The following is a 17,783-nucleotide window of genomic DNA, read 5'->3' as shown; positions in this document are numbered from 1 at the left end:
GTTAAGAGAATTTGAGTCCCACCCCGCGTGGCATAAGGGCTAAAAAACGAGGGAGGCATGATGCCTCCTTCTTTCTATTGAATGCCAGTCAGGGCAAGGGTTTCAGTCAAATTGACCCTATAACCTTTGAATATTCCAAAATATTCAAATTAATGCATATTAAGTCAAGATAATGATTAACTGATCGGCACTTGCCTCCTCTTTTTATATCCCCCTTTAGACCATCAGACCAAGAGGCGCTTTATGCCACCCTGCATTCCCCCCGCACATGAACCATTTGACCACCAAGGCTTTTGGCAAAAACTCTGGGCCTTTACCAAACGGGCTGAGCGACCGCTTATTGAAGCCAGCTTGCTGCTCTACTACACCAGCCAGAAAGAAGATTTACCACTCTGGGCCAAACTGCTCATCTACAGCGCGCTGGTCTACTTTATCTCCCCCATCGATGCTGTACCGGATTTGCTGCCCCTGGGATTTGCCGATGACATCGCGGTGCTAAGCGCCACACTCGCCACAGTCAGCGCCTTTATTGACGAGCAGATACGTCAACTCGTCGCCCGCAAACTGGCCGAATTACTCGGCGACATCTGAACTCAACCCACTTTAGGAGACCACCATGACCATTCCCTTCCACCGGGGAAACATCAGCTTACCCGTTTGTCAGGCACTGCTGACCCTACTGAGCCAAGAAGCCGAACGTACCGACTTGGACCTGGGACGCTGCACCCAGTTGACCTTCAACTTCCGTAACTCCGGTTACAGTGCCGAGCAAGGTGGCGTTCACCCGGTTGAGATACGCCTGGTACGAGGTCTCGATGACTGGCTATTCGATTACGTCACCGACTTCAGTTATCAGGGGCTGGGACAGGATGCCGAGTTGTGTAAGGAGCTTGATTTCAACTTCCTCGACAGTGAGCACAGCATGCAGGGCTGGGGGCCGCTACGGCTGGCGGAGGCGCGGGAGCTGTTCGCGCTGTGGCAGCGCAACTTCATCGCCTACTGCCGGTTGGAGTGTTTCACCGTCTCGGTAACTGGGGATTAGGAGGTCACGATGATCCATGAATTAGCGCTCTCCCACTACTCACGCCAGTGGTTGGGTCTGATCACCACCAACGCCAAGCTAACCTCCACCAGTTACCACCTCCCGTTGTACGACCTGACACCGCAAGGGCTGGCCAAGGCCCCCTGACCAACTCGCCGCAATCACCACCCCCTTTATCGCAAAAAGTACACCCCACCGGCCAAAGGCCAGTGGGGCGAACGCCTTGGGAGGATAAACCATGCTGCATCAGAAACTCATCGCCGGGGAGCAACCCGGCACCTACCTCGTGACCGATTTCGTCACCGACGACGACCTGCTCACCATCGCTCAGACGATTGCCCGCCAGAAACTTGCCAAGGGGGTTGCCATCACAGACAAACACTTGGCTCATCAAGCCCTGCAAGGACTGCTGCAAACACGGGATCGCGAAGTGTTTGCCGCACTATTTCTGGATAACCAACACCGGATATTGGCCTATGAGGAGCTGTTTCTCGGCACCCTGAGTGCCGCGACCGTGCACCCACGGGAAGTGGTCAAAAGCGCCCTGCAGCACAATGCCGCCGCCCTGATGCTGGTGCATAACCACCCGTCCGGTCACCCAGAACCGAGCAGGGCTGATATCGAGCTCACCCAGCGGCTACGCGATGCCCTGGCGTTAGTGGATATCCGCACCCTGGATCACCTGGTGGTCGGTACTGAGGGTGTGGTGTCACTCGCAGAGCGGGGGGATTTGTGACGGTCACCCCCGAGAGGTCATCAACTCCGATATCTCCCCGTTTGGGGAATCGTAAAGCAGGCTCAGCAGCAACCGCTGCACCCACTAACCATTATTTGGAGTAAACAAGCATGAGCACAATCGGCTGTTGGGGATTACATACCCAGGTTCAACCACGTTTTGGCGCACGGGCCATTTTCGAGCGCAGCGGGGTCTCCCTGCTATGGGATCGCAGCGGCGTCTATGGCGAGACTGACGAGCAGTGGCTCACCGACATCGACACCGTTTTACCGGGGTTTATTGAGCGGCTTGGTAAACTCTTTCGGCAAGGAGAACTGCTGAGCGATCAGGACAAATTGGTGACATTGAGGCAAGGAGAATGGATTTGCCTCGCCAATCCAAGGGCCAGTTATGGCTATCTCTATCTCGATGTTTACCGGCAAACAGCGGCGTAAACTGACATAGAGGGTGAGCATATGGCTCACCCTCTACCAAAAACTTTTTTTGTGATTATTGAACCCCAAACTGGAATAGCAAACCACTCGGCTTTGCTTGTGCATCTGTCCCAATCGCGGTTTTACTGTGGAGAGTTGCCGTTGTAAAGTAATTACCGCTACTTCATTTCAGTACAGCCGTTCGATTTTTTTGCCAAAACTCACCAACATCCATCCTGCCACCAAAAGGCTGGTCCAAGTGACGAATCCAAAGATGGTTTCTGGGACCATGGCCTGGATGATGGGCCACTGATTAAACAAACCCGGTGGGGTAGGTAATGTCGTCTGCCCGTCGCTCAGAGCTTGTAACCTACTGAATAGCCGGTCAATGCGGTGTTCAAACTTGATGTATCTAAAGCCAAGCAACAGAGCGAATGAGGACAGCGTCATCAGCACGCTGCCAATTCCCTTTAATACCCAAGGCTCCAACATCAGGAAAATCAGCCAATCTTTGAATCGTTCCATCTAAACCATCCATGGTAACCATTTCCCCTTAATACCCCCACCGATTAAACGCCAGCGGCATCTTGTTGAGCTTCTCGCGGTGCTCTCGCCAGTTAGGCAGATGGAGGTCTATCAGAGTCATAAAGCGCTCGTTGTGCCTGCGCTCTAACAGGTGTATCAGTTCATGCACCACGATGAACTCCAGACACTCCGGCGGCTTCTTGACCAATTCGAGGTTGAGCCAGATGCGACCAGCCAAGGTGTTGCAACTGCCCCACTTGGTCTTCATCCGCTTAATGCCGACAAAGCCTGGAGTCACCTTGAGGGCGGATTGCCACTTTTCCAGCAAAACTGGCAACCGCTGGCGAAGTAACTGGCGATACCAGCCCAGCAGCAACTCCTCACGCTTTGCCGCGTCATAGTGGGCAGGCACTCGCATCCGGATCCAGCCCCCCTGTAACTTGACGCTGGGCGCCTCTTCGCAGTGGATGACCTCCAACCGATAGCCCCGTCCCCACAGATAGTGCGTCTCGCCACTGCACATCTGCCGCTCGCTCTGGCGTGGCTGCGCTTGAAAATGGGCTTGCTGCTGGCGGATCCAAGGCAACCGCCTGACCACAGCCACTCTGATGGCGGTATCCGAAAGCGATGCAGGGGCTGAGACGCGCACCCGACCATCGGGCGGCAATACGTTGATGTGCAGGTTCTTGATCCCCTTGTGCTGCAACTCCAGGGTCAGCTCGCCAATAGTGATAAACGGCATCAGTGGTATTCCTGCTGGGCTTTCACCAGCTCCATCACATCGCCCACTGTCACATCGTACCCTTTGGTCTCCTCTGCGATGGCGTAGGCAATTTCCTTCTCCTTGAGGCGATCGCCATACCAGTCTGCCTTCTTGGTGTGACGCACGGCAGCATCTATCTTGGCCACCAGCACCTCATCCTGCCCCAGATTGTCATAGAGCGAGCGCTTGGCCAGTGTATCGACACTCGCCGGATAGGCACTGCCAGCAGCACTGGCCGGATGCTTCACCTTGATAGCCAGTTCGCGCACCTGTTCGAGATAATCCTGATAGGAGATGGCCTGCTGACGACGCAGCGCTATCAACTCGTCGAGCAACACCGACATCTTCTCGTAGTACTTGGGGTTGACCGGATTCTCATCAACGATGGTGCGCCGCACGTTATTTTCAATCGCTTCGGCCATCGCGCCCTTATCTTTACGCAGCCCCTCTGGAGCGCCGTCGAGCGCCTCCGCCCCCCGTTCGATAATCAACTCCAGCAGCCCCAGCTCCTCAAAGTCCATCAGGGTCTCGCTGGGATCGGCGTCCACATAGAGATCCAGCATCTGACGCATCGCAGGCTCGAACTGTTTCATTTCCACCAGATCGCCGCTGGCGATCTTGATGAGGTCCCGAACCTTGACGTAGTGATCAACCTCCGAGCGGATGCCATTAGCCTGACTGGCGCTGTACCCCGCTTCCTCCAGCTCACTCGCCAGACTGGTAAAGGCCCGGATCAACTTGGCGACACACTGGTAAAGTGTCAGGCGCAGCGCCTCCTTCTCGATCAGTTCTCCCTCATCGGCCCCCACCTCGCAGCAGAAATAGTGCTGGTAATCCGTCTCGGCCCTGGGCGCCTTGACCGGTTCACACAGCGCCCGCACCGCCTCCAGCGCGTTGTCGAGATCCTCCCGGCCCTGTGTCAGGCGATCCTTGAGCAGCCCGGCTACGTCCTCCTTGTCATAACCGTCGAACGCCTCCGCCGTGTAGTCTTTGACCGTCTTCTCCAGCGAGCGGAACAGGTCCTTGTAATCGACGATGTAGCCATACTCCTTGTCCTCCCCATCGAGCCGGTTCACCCGGCAGATGGCCTGGAACAGGTTGTGATCGGCCATCTTTTTGTCGATGTAGAGGTAGGTGGCAGAAGGCGCATCAAAACCGGTCAGCAGTTTGTCCACCACAATCAGCAACCGCATCTGGCCCGGCTCCTTGATAAAGCGCTGCTTGACCTCCTTCTCAAACTTCTCGACCAGCGTGGCCGCGTCCTTTTCGCTTTTATCGAAATACTCCGCCAGCATCTTGCGATAGACCTTGTACTTGGCGAGCGCCTCGGTCTGTCCCGCGCCGGTCTCTTCCCCCTTGATCACGCTGGCATTCGCTTGATAGCTGGTCACGATGGCGCACTTGCCACCAAAGCCATGGGAGCTGAACATCTCGTAGCATTTGCAAGCCTGATAGACACTCGCGCAGACCAGCATGGCATTGCCACGGCCATCGGCCAGCCGGGGTTTTTGATCGAAATCGAGCAGAATATCCCCCACGATCTGCTCCAGCCGCGAGCGACTCGACAGCAGCTTCTGCATCGAGGCCCACTTCTCCTTGAGTTGCTGGCGAGCGAGGCGCGACAGCGCCTTGGTTTTGGTCTCAAACCACTCGTCCACCTTCTTCTGGGATTTGACCTTCTGATCGATGTCACGCGCCTCATAGCGCAGATCCAACACCACGCCATCCGAGACGGCCTCATCAAACTTGTAGGTGTGGATGTAGGGGCCAAACACCTCCACCGACTTCTTCTTGTCCCGTTTCATCAGCGGCGTGCCGGTAAAACCGATAAATAGCGCCTCGGGCAAAATGCTCTTCATGGCGCCATGCAACTTGTCAGACTGGGTACGGTGGCACTCATCGACAAAGACAAACAGCTTGCCCTTAGGGTAAAAATCGCTGGGCAGGCTCTGCCTCATCTCGGCGATAAAGTCATCACCCGTCCTCGCCCCCTCTTTCCCTTCGATATGACGGCCAAATTTGTGTATCAAGGAGCAGATCAGCCAAGGGGCGGCCTGATTCAGGACGGTCACCAAGTCGGCCCCGTTCTTGGTACGCAGGATCGTCTCCTCTACCCCGGCAAACACCTTCTCAATCTGCTCGTCCAGCTCGGTGCGGTCGGTGATGATCAGCACCCGACTGTCTTGCACATTCTCGCGGATCCACTTGGCCAGCCACACCATGGTCAGGCTCTTGCCGCTGCCCTGGGTATGCCAGATGATCCCCCCCTCACGGCGCTGGATATATGCCTTGGCGGCCTGAATGCCGAAATACTGGTTATGGCGGCAGGTCTTCTTCACCCCGGCATCGAACACGATAAAGTCGTGGATGATCTCAAGAAAGCGCGCCTTGTTGCACAACTGGCTCAGATGCAGATCCAACTTGTTGGTCGGATCGATGGCTAATGGCGAGCCTGTTTCCTTCCACTCCAGATAGTATTTCTCGGGGGTCTCGATGGTGCCGTAGCGCACCCCCTGGGTGTCGTTACCGGCCATCACCAGCTGCATCGTGGCGAAGAAATTGCGGATAAAGTCCTGTTGCTGATTATCAAGGTTCTGGCGGATCCCCTCTGCCACCGAAACGGTGGAACGCTTGAGCTCGATCACCCCGAGCGCGATCCCGTTGATATAGAGCACCAGATCGGGACGTTTCTTGTTTTCCCCTGCCACCGTCACCTCTTCGGCGATGGCGAAATCGTTGGCCTCGGGCTCTTGCCAGTCCACCAGCCAGACGGTCTGGTTCTGCTCGCCCGCCCCCTCTTTCTCCTTCACGCCGTAGCGCAGCAGGCCGTAGATCTCCTTGTTGGCATCGTAGAGGTGACGCCCGCCTCCCAGACTTGCCGCCTGTTCCAACTGACGCAATACCCGAGGGATCAGCTCCGCTGCCACCCCGCGCCTGTCCAGCCAAGCCGTCAGCAGCGCGGGCTCGATATTCCGATTGTTGGGTCGGGCGTGCCAATCACCGAGATACTGATACTTCAGCTCCTCAACAAAAAAGCGGGTCACCCGCTTCTGAGTGATCCGCTCCCGTTGCCCTACTGCCGCCGCCGATGCCATTCCAACTCCTTACTCAATGATCTGCCAGACAAAGCCCCGTCAAGAGCACGCTGTCTGGACCTCAGTTTCAAACACCAATGCCTGACCACAGAGACTCTTCACCGCATCCCAGTTCTGCGTTAGCGCCGCCGCCTTCAATTGATAATCGCGCCGGGTCTTTTTGACCCTCATCGCCTTCGGCAATTGCGCCAGACCATTCTCCACACGGGGATCACACTCGGCATTGGCCAGTAATGCGTGATTGGCTGGCAAGAGCGAAGCCGCTAGCCAAGTTCCAGAGGACTGTGCAGGCAGGCACAACACCGTATGTTGCCCCACCGTCGCCTGCCCCAACCAGCTTTGCAACACGGTGCTCAGCGCATTGACGGTATCAGTCACCGGCGGGCAGGCATGGGCACAAGGCAACACTCCCCAACCTGATGGCTGCACCAAAGCCGTAACCTCTTGTCCTAGATTGCCGTAATCCATGGTCGACACATCCACATCCAGATGGATGATGATCAGATCGAAACCGGCCAGCGTCGGATCCTGATCGACGGGGCCAGCATGGCGCTGGCTGGCCGCATGACACCACTTAAGCACCCCGCCCCAGCCATTGCCCATCTCGGGCAAGCTCGCCTCTGGTTGCAACTGGGTCAGAATAAAAGCTCCTGGCAGAATCGCTTTTAACGCCGCCTCAATGATCACGAAATCCGTCGGTCCTTCCGCCACCAAGGCGATGCGCAGCTCAGACATTGGGCACTGCTCCCAAGTGCCCCATCAGCCACAGACGTGACAGTGGATATTGCTGATTCATCGCCCGCAGTGCCGGGGTCAGTTCAACTCGCCGATAGCAAGTCAGGCCATTGCTATTACGCTCAACCGCAAACAACCTGACTTCGGGGTCCGTCAGGTCCAGCCCATCCAATACGGCCGGGTTGTGGGCGGTGAACAGCAATTGGCGCTCGGGGTCCTGATATTTTAGCCAACCAGCCAACTGCTTGGTCAGACTGGTCACCAGCCGGGGATTGAGCGCTTGATCGAGGTTATCGATCGCAAAGATTTTGGGCGATTGCGGCAACAGGCATAGCGCCGCCGTAAACAGCACATAGAGTGCCCCCTCGCTGGCATCGTAGGCCGTCAGTTCATTACGACTCTTTTGCATAAAGCGGTCGGTAAACTTGAGCAGATGCTTGCTTCTGGGCACCTTGGGCGAGAGCAGGGTGCCCGCCTGAGAGGTGATGGCCACATCGGCCACCCAGTCGATCAGCGCCAGTACCTCATCCAGGATCTCCTCCCCAGCCTCCCCCTGACCGCCCAGATGAGTACGCAGCATCTCGAACGCCTCCGCCAATTGCCCGCCACTGAGGCCCATCGGACGGCGTGACTGAAGATCAGGCGTGATCCCGCGCAAGGTCGGCGTATTGGGGCAATAGATCGCGTATTCCTGCAAGGCGCGCATCAATAGAGCCGCAGGGTTATCCTCTGCTAGCTCGACCATCTTGAGGGCCGCCAGCCCCGCCAGCGGATTGAGATTTTTTTTGTTTCGCACCCCATCGGCGATGATCTCGTCGCTGCCATCGGACAGATATTCGGTCTTGTATGCCCAAGCGGGCTCGGGTGATTCCAGCGGATTGAGCAGGGAGACCCGATAACACTCGCCTCGTTCTCCCGACACGTTGATACCGATATGGACCGGGGTACGCACGCTGGCAAACGAACTCTTGTAGAGCCGGGGTACACCTGCCCGCACCCCACGGCGCAGCAGACTCTCGTCATCGACCACCCCGTTAGCCGCCGCCCCCAGCACACCTAGCGCTTCAAGCAGGTTGCTCTTACCAACGCCATTGGCGCCGATAAAGCAGTTCACCCGCCCCAGCTCAATAGGCTGCTCCTGCATAATCGACTTAAAGCCGTGCACGGTCAGATTGCGTATCAACATCGTCTCCTTATCGGATTTACCTTGGTTGCCTGCACCATCGTCGCATCTACTTTCTACCATCTTCACGCCTCCTGGGGCAGCGGCAAGCGGATACGGCCGGTCAGCAACTGCTGCATCATTCCCTGCTTCAAATCGCGAGCCTTGGTCAGTTTTTGCTCTAGCGCACTTAACTCGCTATCCATATCGGAGAGAATAGTGGCAATGGCAGTCTGTTCTTCTATATTCGGAGCTGGGAACTCGAAGTGTACAAAATCCTTTTGATAAAGGTGAGTAATCGTTGAACCAGCCGTGATTTGATTCATGAACTCATTAAAGAGTTGAGATGTAAGTACATAGAACAGATAGCGTGGTACAAAACTATTTTTCTTAGAGCGAATAACAAAAACCCCACTGTTAAGTGTGGCCGGTTTATCTAGTGCTGAAACGTACCCAACTTTACCAATAGTTCCATCTTTGGTAATCAGAACATCATGTTCTCTGAGTTGAATGTTAGGGTCTTGTTTATAACGCCATTCACTCACATAACAACATCTGTCCCACATCACTAATCCAGCATCGAAATCAGTTCCCGTCACTAGAAAAACCTCACCTGAGTCTTGATACTCCTTCGTTGTCAATGCCTGCCAACCGATACGAGCTTTCAGTGCAGCATCCTGACCAATGGATAAAATCTTCCAATCCTCCGGGATTTGTCCCAGTTCGCTGGATTTATAGCCTTTGGGAGTGCCATCCGGGTGCAGGGCGAACTGTGGCAAGCGGGTACGGCCGGTCAGCAGTTGCTGCATGGTGGCTGTTTTGATGGCCTGTTTCTTGGCTATCAACTGCTCCAAGCTAACAATCAAGGCATCAGAATTAGAGACTGCAGTTGCAATAGCTTTCTGTTCTTCGATTGTCGGTATAGGGAGCTTGAACGCTTTAACATCATTGCTCGTAATATTAGGGTCTTTTCGGCTACTACTAGCAATGCCCTTCCAATAATCAACATTAAAATTTAAATTATGCAGCAGGTATTTAGAGTCTAGACTTCCCTTTTTGGGAATAATGGCAACCAACGCTTGATTTATGGCTGCATTAACATTTAGTAAACCAGTTCTTCCTATCTGGTTAAATCCACCATACATAGCGACTAGCACAGAACCAATGTCATGCAGTTTTAAGCTTGTTTCTTGCAGTGCCTTTTCTGTGACACATTCATCAGTGATAGAGATTACTGAATTATTAAGATCGAGCGTTTTTACCCATGGGTGAATACCACATTGATAATATCTTTCATATTTAGCTCTTAACGGTGTAGTTCCACCACCAAAGTTAGCCAGCTCATGAAGAAAGTAGACTTCCCAGTCCTCCGGAATAACCCCCATCTCGGTCTGCTTATAACCTGCCGGGATGGTCTGCTTGGCCACCAATTCACCCGCTTTAGCCTGCATCATTTTCTCCGCCATTATGCCCACTCCAGCCCCATGGCTTTCAGATGGGTCGCAACCTTGGCTTCCAGCTCGCTGACGCTCTTGGTGAGCTGTGGCAGGGAGCTGCTATAGCGCTCCTCCAGCTCCTTGACCCGAGTTGCCAGTTGCTGGGTGACCCGCTCAATCTCGGCTTCCAGTGCGCCGCAGAGGCTCGCTTGCCACTTGTCTTCCACCAGCAGGGTTTTGATCTCGGTATCGTCAAGTTTGGGGTAGTGGGCAAACACGGCCTTATCCAGCGCGTCGTTCGCCTCTTTATGGGCTTTTTTGGCACTGGCTTCGGTATCGAATAGCGTTTGTGCCTGCTTAAGCACCGCCTTTTCTTCTCTGTCGGTGGCCAGCTTCAGGCGCGCCTTGACGCTGGCGGCAGTGACTTTCTCCTTGTCGTTCAGGGCCTCGGCGAGGCTCCCCTCTTCACCACTCTGCTCCTCGATAAAGGATTCGAGCGCCTGAGTGGCCTCATCCAGCGCGGCTTGCAACTTTTCCAGCGCCTGCTGCTGCTCGCTAAAGAAGCGGGCCACCAGCAAGGCGGGCGGGATAAGCTCAGCCTTGTATTTGGCCTTGCCGATAACGAGATCGGCGCTCTCTTTCTGCTTCTCGCCCTTCTCCACCTTCAACTCGCGCAGCACCCGGCCCGCCTCCCAGCCATCTTGCGACAGCACATAGAGATCGTCTTGCAGCTGGCTCTGCCAGTAGTCCATCAACAGCTGATAGATGGCGTAGGGGTCGAGCAACTCGCCAAGGCCCGCGCTGCGGTACGCCTCCAGCAGTGCCTCGCTTATCTCCTCGATCAGCGCCTTGGGGGAGTCGCCCTTGGCAAACTCCGACAACTGGCAGGCCGCATACCAGTTGCTGAACGGCGCCAGCGCCGCCTGCTTGAAGCGGGTAAATTCGTCATGGGCCAGAATGGTGCCCTTGACCTTGGCGGCGGGCACTTTCGCCTGGCTGTAGCCGTGGCGCAGCGGCGCAAACAGGGTGGTTTTCAGGGTCGGGAAGATCTGCCAGTAGGGGCCGAGCGCCGCGATATCGCGCTCGGGGATGCCCCCTTGCAAGTGAGCGGCCAGATCGTGCAGATCTTCCCCCTCGCTGCCGTCGATATAACGCGGGATATTGAGGTTGTAATCGTTGGCGGCGATTTCAGCGAGCGGCACCCAGCGGCTGTAGCCATCCAGCGTCAGACCACGGGTGAAGGTGTCGACAATCCGGTGGATATCCTGCTCGCGCAGCCGATTCTTGTTGCCGTCTTTGATAAAGCCGCGGCTGGCATCGACCATCAAGATCCGCTGCTGCTCGCTGGTTGCCCTCGTGGGATTGAAGGCTCGTGCCTGGGCGTGCTCCTTGTCGATCACGATGATGCAGGCGGGGATGCCGGTGCCGTAGAAGAGGTTGGCGGGCAGGCCGATGATCCCCTTGATGTAGCCTTGTTTCAGCAGGTTCTCGCGAATGCGCGCCTCGGCATTGCCACGAAACAGCACGCCGTGGGGCAGGATCACCGCGCCCTTGCCGGTGCTTTTCAGGCTCTTGATGATGTGCAGCAGGAAGGCGTAGTCGCCGTTTTTCTCGGGCGGTACGCCCCAGTTGAAGCGATCGAATGGATCGTGCTCGGCATCGAGCCCGCTGGTCCAGTTCTTGTTTGAAAACGGCGGATTGGCCACCGCGAAGTCGAAGGTCTTGAGGGCACCGTTCGCCTCTTTCCATTGCGGATCGGCCAGGGTGTTGCCTTTCCACACCTTGGCGGTGGGGTTGTCGTGCAGGATCATGTTCATCCGCGCCAGCGCTTGAGTGGCGTTGTCCATCTCCTGCCCGTAGATGGAGAGCCCCTTGGGACTGGCCTCATCACTGGCCTTGAGCAGCAGGGAGCCCGAGCCGCAGGTGGGATCGTAGACGGTGGCATCTTGCGGAGTCTGGCGGCTAATGCCGATCACCTTGGCCAGAATACGCGACACCTCGGCCGGGGTATAGAACTGCCCCTTGGACTTGCCCGACTCGGTGGCGAAGTGGCGCATCAGGTATTCATAGGCATCCCCTAGCAGATCGTCCCCTTCGGTGCGGTTGGCCGAGAGATCGAGCCCCTCGAAGATGGCCACCAGCTTAGAGAGACGGTCGGTCATCTCCTTGCCCTTGCCGAGCTTGTCCTCGTCGTTGAAGTCGGCAATGGTGATAATCCCTTGCAGATCGTTGGCAACGGCCAGCGCACTGATGATGCGGTTGATCCCCTCGCCAATCTCCTTGCTGCCCTTGAGGGCCACCATGTCATCGAAGCTCGCCCCACCCGGCACCTCGATCATGGCGTAGGGATTGCCCTTGGCCTTATCGGAAACGTATTTCACAAACAGCAGGGTCAGCACGTAGTCCTTGTACTGGGAGGCATCCATCCCGCCACGCAGCTCATCGCAGCTTGCCCAGAGGGAGGAGTAAAGTTCGTTCTTCTTGATGGCCATGAAATATCCGGAATGTGAGGCGACGATTAAGGGGGCGCCAAAGGCGCACTATTGCGGGCTAGTTTACCCACTCGTAGCCTTTGCGACCATGTTTTGAGTCACATCAACTCGGTGGAGTCAGTAGTTGGCCGAATATGGACGTAATTTGGCCTGAAGTGTGATAGGTAGGGCGGGAACAGCTGTCATTGCGACGCAGCATTCCAATGAGTCAGAACAGCAACCACCCTGTCGGAGACGCTCAGGGTGTCGAGGATATCCAAACGTTCAATATTGAAGCCGTGAAACAAGGCATATAGCGCGAGCTGGCTTTAGCTGAAGCCCACCAACTCGTGCCAAGCTTATTTGATTAGCAGTGCTCGAAGGTTGTTTCGAATAATCTCAGTCATTTTATCAACGGGCACATTATTAATCCCCCCTAATACCTTAACAACTAAAGCGACATCGGATGGTATAGAGAAGCGGTCTCCAACTTGCGTGAATGGCCCATCCGTTTCCGTCAGCAGTCTATCTTGGGGGATAACATTAACCATTGGCAAATGGCGTTCATTAGAAAGCATGGCTGCATTGATTGAAAAGTAACATCCTAATTCAATTGCCCGCTTGGCTTCGCTCTTTGTTCCAGTGAACCAGTGGAGCACAACCTTGCCTCTCCCTGATGGCAAGTAAGCCTCCAAGTGTTCCAAAACAGCCTTCACGGATCTCACACTGTGAACGGTAATGATCTTGTCACCAGCCTCCGCACATCGTTCGAGTACATGCCGAAAAACCCTTTTTTGCGCGTCAAGTGATTTGTAGAACCGGGGACCGGCATCTAGCCCAACCTCTCCCACATAGCGTGTTTCCGACAAGTATTGATCCCATAGTTTAATTTCGTGCTCTCGTTCAGCGACTAATTGAGGATGCAACCCTAATGCGGCACGCACATACCGAGTATGTTGTGTCAATTCATTGTTACGCGGCCAAGCGCGCGGCGTCGTCGTGACGGCCAGTGTAAAAATACCAGCATCCTCCGCCATCTGAACTGCCGCTGCATGATCGGGATAGAGGTCAAGATGGCAATGAAAATCCACCAAACCTTGTGTAGTCATGTAGTCCCTTATCAACTCGGACGTGTCTTGACGCCATTTATCAAGCTTGCCACTTCAGTTAACCCCCGCAGGTAAACATTCGCCCATTCCTCCAAGTGTCCAGACTCATCATCAAGTGGGCCTGGTTTATGAATAAGGAGGCTCGCAAGCTGTGGCTTGTTTTTTAATCTCTCAATTGCATATTGGAATGATCTAACCTGCTTACCCGTTGCCTCACGGGTATCCAGCGGCTGTGCATGTAAATCCGACACTGTGTATATTGTGCCATCATTACCAGCCCCCCATGCGTTATCTAATGCAGCACGGCGAATCAGGCAGGGTAGGCAGTAGCCGCAGTGTTCAATACTTAATCCCTTCCAGCGCCCTTTCGTCGGTGATGAGCAAGATAAAGAATCTGGCACCAACTTCCTCAGTAAATCTGGGTTCCGGCAACTTGCAGCCATCTCTCCCTTTGTCTGGCTCCAACATGGATTTTGGACTTCGCCATTTATACCGAGGACATCCAGCAGTTCATTCCAGCGAGCCATGTAGTACGGGTGTGTCGTGCGAGTACTGTTGGAACCTAGACGCAGTGGGTCGAGTGGTACATTCAGAGCAATCAAACCATTCTCGGGCACACGCAGTGTAAACCTGTGCCTTAACCCTGTCCCCGCAAACACCCCGAGGGCAAAGAACAGGAACGATCGCCCCCGTGTGCTGTTCTCCGAACCGACGCCTGCAATCAGGCCATCCTCGAAAGTCATGCCAACACGAAGCCGCTCGAAAGGCGATTTCTTGTACTGATTTTTCAAACCGGAGAGTAACTTACCCTGCGCATCACTGGTCGCCCCCTCCCCAAAATGGCTGATTAACAATGGGGTAAAACCGTCCTCTAGAAGATTGATCGCACCGATCAAGCTGTCCAATCCACCTGAAAACAAACTTAAGGAATCGAAAGGAGGGTTAATCAAATTAAGCGGAGGGGTTTGTGCTATAGATGAGAACTTAGACGGTCGAACTCGGAATTCTATTTCCCATCGGTCTCCTGTCAAAAAATCGAGCATCTTTTTCAAGGTAGAGGCTGCCGCTCGCCACGTGACTGGATTACTTACCGGAATCACAAGGCGAATCTCCCGCGTCCAAGAATCCTGTGACTGTTCGATACGAGAAATGCGCGTATCTGCCGCATGTACATGCGCCGCGAGCACAAGCAAATCTATACCGATCTCCGTGGGAAAGACACCATGCTGCTTCAAGCTGGTGAGCGCCCCCCCAATACCATGATTTAGTGATTTATCGCCGACAATCAATTGAAGGTCAGTTCTCTGCTCGTCAACACCAACTGAGATATCTGCCAAATCATCAGGGCCGAAACGGCCTACTAAGAGTTGTCGCTTCATCATTTATCGGCCTCTGCTTCACCCAACGCTTGTAAAATTGAGAATGCTGACTCGTACACAGCATCCACGAATGCATGGACCCTTTCAGAACTGAGAGTTGGGGATTTTTCTCGCTCTCGCACCAAAGCATCACTCACACCACCACGGATAAAATCACGAAGCTGCTGCTCAACCCGGTGTGCTACTTGCGCACTTGCAGGCATCATTACCGCCTTGGTGCCAATGTCATTCAAAATTCGAGCTTCAATTGCATGGGTTGCGTAAAGCTCAAAGACCATTTGCATCTGTTCTGGCGTGAACGTACTCAGGTCGGTCAGACCTTCGCTGGCCAATTCGACGACGGTTTCGATGTAAGCATCACGGGCGATACCCTCATCCACGGTTCCCGTACCAGGGCATATGTGATCTGCAAGGCCAATAAAAATTTCGGAGATTGGACGCCCAGCCAGAGACTCAAGATTGAGCTCCCGCAAGGCTTCGCGCACACCTCTGGCCTGCGCGTCAGCAAGGAAACCGAGAAGTCGTGAGCCAGCAGCACGAGACGACCCCATGCGCTGCGCTGCTTGACGTGATCCCCCTGTTGACTTTGATACATAGCTGGATATTGCTCGTCCGAGACTGGCACGGTCACTACCACCAGAGCCAGCAAATCGCGTGAAGTTGCTGCGTGCCCCAGAGAAACGTTGGGGATCAGCCATTTTGGGAATGGGTGGCCGATTCGGTGATTCAGGTGGCTTACCTTCATCTGGAGATGGCAAACTATCAGGCGCACCACCACCAGATGGTGTAGGCGTGGGAGCATCCCCAAGCCAGGATGGAATCAAAGGTGTACCACCGTTTGGGCCACTATAAGCTGTCGATGTTCCCATTAGCGCCTCCCTTTCAGGTCTTTGAGCGCAGCTTCAGCGGTAGCGTTGAGGAAAAGATTACCAGGGGTTTTACTCCAAACTCCCAATAACTTCGTCAATCGCGCGCTGCTATTAGCATCCTTGACAGTTCCCTGCCAGCCACTGACTACCCAGGGTCCACACTTGCTATGCGGAAGTGCTTCGAGAAAATCCAGCAACTGGCCCTGCAATCCAGGTTGTGCCTTCACAAGAACAACAAGGCCATCTATACCATCTGGCTTAACATCAAAAGACCCCGAGCTCATGATTTTTGCGCGCAAAGCCTCAAAAACCTTATCTGCTTCGGGTTGAACAAGCTGCTTCAGCTCCCCTTCAAGACCTTGGACTGACATCTTGCTACCAAATAGTCTTTCTACCACTCCAGCCAGATGTCCCAAAACTGACACTGGGCCAAAATAGTCCTTCTTATCTTTTGTAACGAACAGGTAAGGCCGCAGATCTGCACCTAGAAGTTGAGGGTTTAAACGCCCCCATTTACAAATATCTTCCGACACTTTCCATTCAGCCAAGACCGCACTATCAGGTGAACCAACCAGTTCCGTTATTTTTTGCTCTTTAACTGGGCTAACAGGCACTCCCTTCACATCCTTATCTGCCATCCACTGTGTGAATAATTCAAGGTCTTCACATAGACCATTTGGATGCACCGCTGCAGCAAACGCAATTTGCTCGAACAACCGTGGAATAAAGCGCTCTGCCAACATGAGCTTTGCCAACACAGGCAGCTTAATATCATCTCCAAAACCACGAGCAATGGCAGTGCGTTCACGTAATAGTAAAGTGTTCAGGAACCGTTTAATCTGGCGTGGATTTCCATTTGTTCCGCTGGCAAGGAGCGGACCTATCTGATCGCTTAGTGCGAGCGCGTTGTTTGCCTTCTCAGCCTGTTTTCCCAGTGCGGTTTTTACCGTCACAGCATCGAGGCCTTCACTCATCCAAGGACGCTTCAGCCTCTCACGAGCAACTGAAATAAGATTCGCATAATTGTCATCGCTATCGCCAAGTTCAACACCGACGAGGAGTAACGTGACGTAGATCCGTGTTTCCGTCTCCCCCAAAGCAGGTATACGGAATGGAACCTGGATTAGTTTTTCCAAATAGCTGCGTGCATAGTCCCGCCCACCAGTACTCTCCGGCAAATCAGGAAAGTGCTTGCGGACAGCGTATTCAATCATGCCTTCATCGGCGGCAACAACGAATGCAGTCTGAGCTGTGAACACGAACAGCCGAATCGCTTCAAGCGTCTCTATGGCGGTATCAGGTAAACAGCGATCGAGATCATCGATCAACACTACCAGTTGCTTGACCCCTGCCTCTTTCAGAAGATGATCAAATGCTTTACGAAATGCCTCCACTTCCTCAGGTACATTCTTGGTCTCCCCAGATTTCAGCGCTGCTTTCATTTCATCAACGACCGAAGTTAGATTTTCCTTGGTGGCAAGCTTGGTCGGGTCCGCCAACACGTTTTCGAGTGAGCCTAGAATCGTGCCTATCTGCTCTGGCGTCGGTATCCCGGTGAAAGCGGTAACAGCCAAACCGCCTGCCCGCTTGGCAACCTTAAGCCAGTCAATTCGACGGAACACATCCTTAACCGCACCAGCAGCTTTGCCAAGTGCCGGACGTTTTTCGATCAAGCCAGTCACTATGCCCTCAATCAGGGCTATCTTCGCGTCTTCAAACCCCTGGAAACGCCAGCCATTGAACTTGAGGCACAAAACTTCACCTTGTCCCTCAAAACCCGACTCGATCATTTCAAGCACGCTCGATTTACCAGCCCCCCAGTCACCATGTACTCCGATAGTCACCGGATGCTCTGGCCTAGAGAGCAACAGCCCGATAATAGTTGCTGCTATTGCTTCGTTGTTCAGCAGATCGACTTTGGTCTCATTGTCAGTCAGGATCATTGTTTTACTCACTCTCAAGCTTGCCTGCAGATTGCGTACTGTCTTTTTGAACACAATGGCAACCCCCAAGTAAATTGCCTTTTTTACTCTCGGTGCAGGGCCAAG

At 54.2% G+C, this 17,783-nt stretch carries 16 protein-coding genes; 5 read left to right on the top strand and 11 right to left on the bottom strand.

Going from position 1 to position 17,783, the window contains the following annotated elements; all coding sequences use genetic code 11:
- Positions 1 to 243: 243 nt before the first annotated feature.
- From EL255_RS06500 to EL255_RS06485, 5 genes are all read left to right on the top strand, one after another.
- On the top strand, positions 244 to 591 hold the full coding sequence (locus EL255_RS06500) for a YkvA family protein (RefSeq protein ID WP_042652549.1): 348 nt from the start codon (positions 244 to 246) through the stop codon (positions 589 to 591).
- Between the two features lie 25 nt (positions 592 to 616).
- The gene (locus EL255_RS06495) at positions 617 to 1,042 is read left to right on the top strand and encodes a DUF2787 domain-containing protein (protein ID WP_042652550.1); all 426 of its coding nucleotides are present in this window, start codon (positions 617 to 619) and stop codon (positions 1,040 to 1,042) included.
- A gap of 9 nt (positions 1,043 to 1,051) precedes the next feature.
- Complete coding sequence (locus EL255_RS21320; RefSeq protein WP_157013108.1) at positions 1,052 to 1,189, top strand: hypothetical protein; 138 nt, start codon at positions 1,052 to 1,054, stop codon at positions 1,187 to 1,189.
- Between the two features lie 91 nt (positions 1,190 to 1,280).
- Positions 1,281 to 1,778: a RadC family protein gene (radC, locus tag EL255_RS06490; RefSeq protein ID WP_042652551.1), complete on the top strand. Its 498-nt coding sequence runs from the start codon at positions 1,281 to 1,283 to the stop codon at positions 1,776 to 1,778.
- A 110-nt stretch (positions 1,779 to 1,888) separates the two neighbouring features.
- Entirely contained in the window at positions 1,889 to 2,212 is a 324-nt protein-coding gene (locus tag EL255_RS06485; protein ID WP_042652552.1) for a type IV toxin-antitoxin system YeeU family antitoxin, read from the top strand.
- 168 nt (positions 2,213 to 2,380) lie between these two features.
- Here the strand turns inward: EL255_RS06485 and EL255_RS06480 are convergent, their stop codons facing one another.
- The 11 genes from EL255_RS06480 to qatA all read right to left on the bottom strand — a co-directional run bounded on the left by EL255_RS06480 (position 2,381) and on the right by qatA (position 17,732).
- Positions 2,381 to 2,716 carry a hypothetical protein gene (locus tag EL255_RS06480; RefSeq protein ID WP_042652553.1) on the bottom strand — a complete coding sequence of 112 codons (336 nt, stop codon included), beginning with the start codon at positions 2,714 to 2,716 and terminating at the stop codon, positions 2,381 to 2,383.
- A 28-nt stretch (positions 2,717 to 2,744) separates the two neighbouring features.
- Positions 2,745 to 3,458, bottom strand: a complete 714-nt coding sequence (locus tag EL255_RS06475; RefSeq protein WP_042652554.1) for a M48 family metallopeptidase — start codon at positions 3,456 to 3,458, stop codon at positions 2,745 to 2,747.
- Positions 3,458 to 6,574 carry a type I restriction endonuclease subunit R gene (locus tag EL255_RS06470; RefSeq protein ID WP_042652555.1) on the bottom strand — a complete coding sequence of 1,039 codons (3,117 nt, stop codon included), beginning with the start codon at positions 6,572 to 6,574 and terminating at the stop codon, positions 3,458 to 3,460. The genes EL255_RS06475 and EL255_RS06470 overlap by 1 nt, the downstream gene beginning before the upstream one ends.
- 39 nt (positions 6,575 to 6,613) lie before the next feature.
- Positions 6,614 to 7,309 (bottom strand): hypothetical protein, encoded by a 696-nt coding sequence (locus tag EL255_RS06465; RefSeq protein ID WP_042652556.1) that lies wholly within the window; start codon positions 7,307 to 7,309, stop codon positions 6,614 to 6,616.
- The gene (locus tag EL255_RS06460) at positions 7,302 to 8,555 is read right to left on the bottom strand and encodes an AAA family ATPase (RefSeq protein ID WP_232018913.1); all 1,254 of its coding nucleotides are present in this window, start codon (positions 8,553 to 8,555) and stop codon (positions 7,302 to 7,304) included. Before EL255_RS06460 ends, EL255_RS06465 begins: the two co-directional genes overlap by 8 nt.
- Before the next feature lie 2 nt (positions 8,556 to 8,557).
- Positions 8,558 to 9,937, bottom strand: a complete 1,380-nt coding sequence (locus tag EL255_RS06455) for a restriction endonuclease subunit S (RefSeq protein WP_197720915.1) — start codon at positions 9,935 to 9,937, stop codon at positions 8,558 to 8,560.
- Entirely contained in the window at positions 9,937 to 12,399 is a 2,463-nt protein-coding gene (locus tag EL255_RS06450; protein WP_042652557.1) for a type I restriction-modification system subunit M, read from the bottom strand. The genes EL255_RS06455 and EL255_RS06450 overlap by 1 nt, the downstream gene beginning before the upstream one ends.
- A 338-nt stretch (positions 12,400 to 12,737) precedes the next feature.
- Positions 12,738 to 13,487 carry a Qat anti-phage system TatD family nuclease QatD gene (gene qatD, locus EL255_RS06445; RefSeq protein ID WP_084228308.1) on the bottom strand — a complete coding sequence of 250 codons (750 nt, stop codon included), beginning with the start codon at positions 13,485 to 13,487 and terminating at the stop codon, positions 12,738 to 12,740.
- 11 nt (positions 13,488 to 13,498) lie between these two features.
- Positions 13,499 to 14,869, bottom strand: a complete 1,371-nt coding sequence (gene qatC / locus EL255_RS06440) for a Qat anti-phage system QueC-like protein QatC (protein WP_232018912.1) — start codon at positions 14,867 to 14,869, stop codon at positions 13,499 to 13,501.
- Positions 14,866 to 15,735 carry a Qat anti-phage system associated protein QatB gene (qatB, locus tag EL255_RS06435; protein WP_084228294.1) on the bottom strand — a complete coding sequence of 290 codons (870 nt, stop codon included), beginning with the start codon at positions 15,733 to 15,735 and terminating at the stop codon, positions 14,866 to 14,868. The genes qatC and qatB overlap by 4 nt, the downstream gene beginning before the upstream one ends.
- Complete coding sequence (gene qatA, locus EL255_RS06430; RefSeq protein WP_232018911.1) at positions 15,735 to 17,732, bottom strand: Qat anti-phage system ATPase QatA; 1,998 nt, start codon at positions 17,730 to 17,732, stop codon at positions 15,735 to 15,737. Before qatA ends, qatB begins: the two co-directional genes overlap by 1 nt.
- Between the last annotated feature and the right edge of the window lie 51 nt (positions 17,733 to 17,783).

The organism is Aeromonas encheleia (genome assembly GCF_900637545.1).
Lineage (GTDB): Bacteria > Pseudomonadota > Gammaproteobacteria > Enterobacterales > Aeromonadaceae > Aeromonas > Aeromonas encheleia.
Note: the sequence above shows the minus strand (reverse complement) of the source record. Positions and strands in the feature narration are given on the sequence as shown.

Bases quoted from the DNA above. Each gene is read 5' to 3' on its own strand.
- EL255_RS06500 (WP_042652549.1), top strand. From the start codon at position 244: ATGCCACCCTGCATTCCCCCCGCACATGAACCATTTGACCACCAAGGC.
- EL255_RS06475 (WP_042652554.1), bottom strand. From the start codon at position 3,458: ATGCCGTTTATCACTATTGGCGAGCTGACCCTGGAGTTGCAGCACAAG.
- EL255_RS06450 (WP_042652557.1), bottom strand. From the start codon at position 12,399: ATGGCCATCAAGAAGAACGAACTTTACTCCTCCCTCTGGGCAAGCTGC.
- EL255_RS06480 (WP_042652553.1), bottom strand. From the start codon at position 2,716: ATGGAACGATTCAAAGATTGGCTGATTTTCCTGATGTTGGAGCCTTGG.
- EL255_RS06455 (WP_197720915.1), bottom strand. From the start codon at position 9,937: ATGGCGGAGAAAATGATGCAGGCTAAAGCGGGTGAATTGGTGGCCAAG.
- EL255_RS06470 (WP_042652555.1), bottom strand. From the start codon at position 6,574: ATGGCATCGGCGGCGGCAGTAGGGCAACGGGAGCGGATCACTCAGAAG.
- EL255_RS21320 (WP_157013108.1), top strand. From the start codon at position 1,052: ATGATCCATGAATTAGCGCTCTCCCACTACTCACGCCAGTGGTTGGGT.
- qatD (WP_084228308.1), bottom strand. From the start codon at position 13,487: ATGACTACACAAGGTTTGGTGGATTTTCATTGCCATCTTGACCTCTAT.
- radC (WP_042652551.1), top strand. From the start codon at position 1,281: ATGCTGCATCAGAAACTCATCGCCGGGGAGCAACCCGGCACCTACCTC.
- EL255_RS06495 (WP_042652550.1), top strand. From the start codon at position 617: ATGACCATTCCCTTCCACCGGGGAAACATCAGCTTACCCGTTTGTCAG.
- EL255_RS06465 (WP_042652556.1), bottom strand. From the start codon at position 7,309: ATGTCTGAGCTGCGCATCGCCTTGGTGGCGGAAGGACCGACGGATTTC.
- EL255_RS06460 (WP_232018913.1), bottom strand. From the start codon at position 8,555: ATGGTAGAAAGTAGATGCGACGATGGTGCAGGCAACCAAGGTAAATCC.
- qatB (WP_084228294.1), bottom strand. From the start codon at position 15,735: ATGGGAACATCGACAGCTTATAGTGGCCCAAACGGTGGTACACCTTTG.
- EL255_RS06485 (WP_042652552.1), top strand. From the start codon at position 1,889: ATGAGCACAATCGGCTGTTGGGGATTACATACCCAGGTTCAACCACGT.
- qatC (WP_232018912.1), bottom strand. From the start codon at position 14,869: ATGATGAAGCGACAACTCTTAGTAGGCCGTTTCGGCCCTGATGATTTG.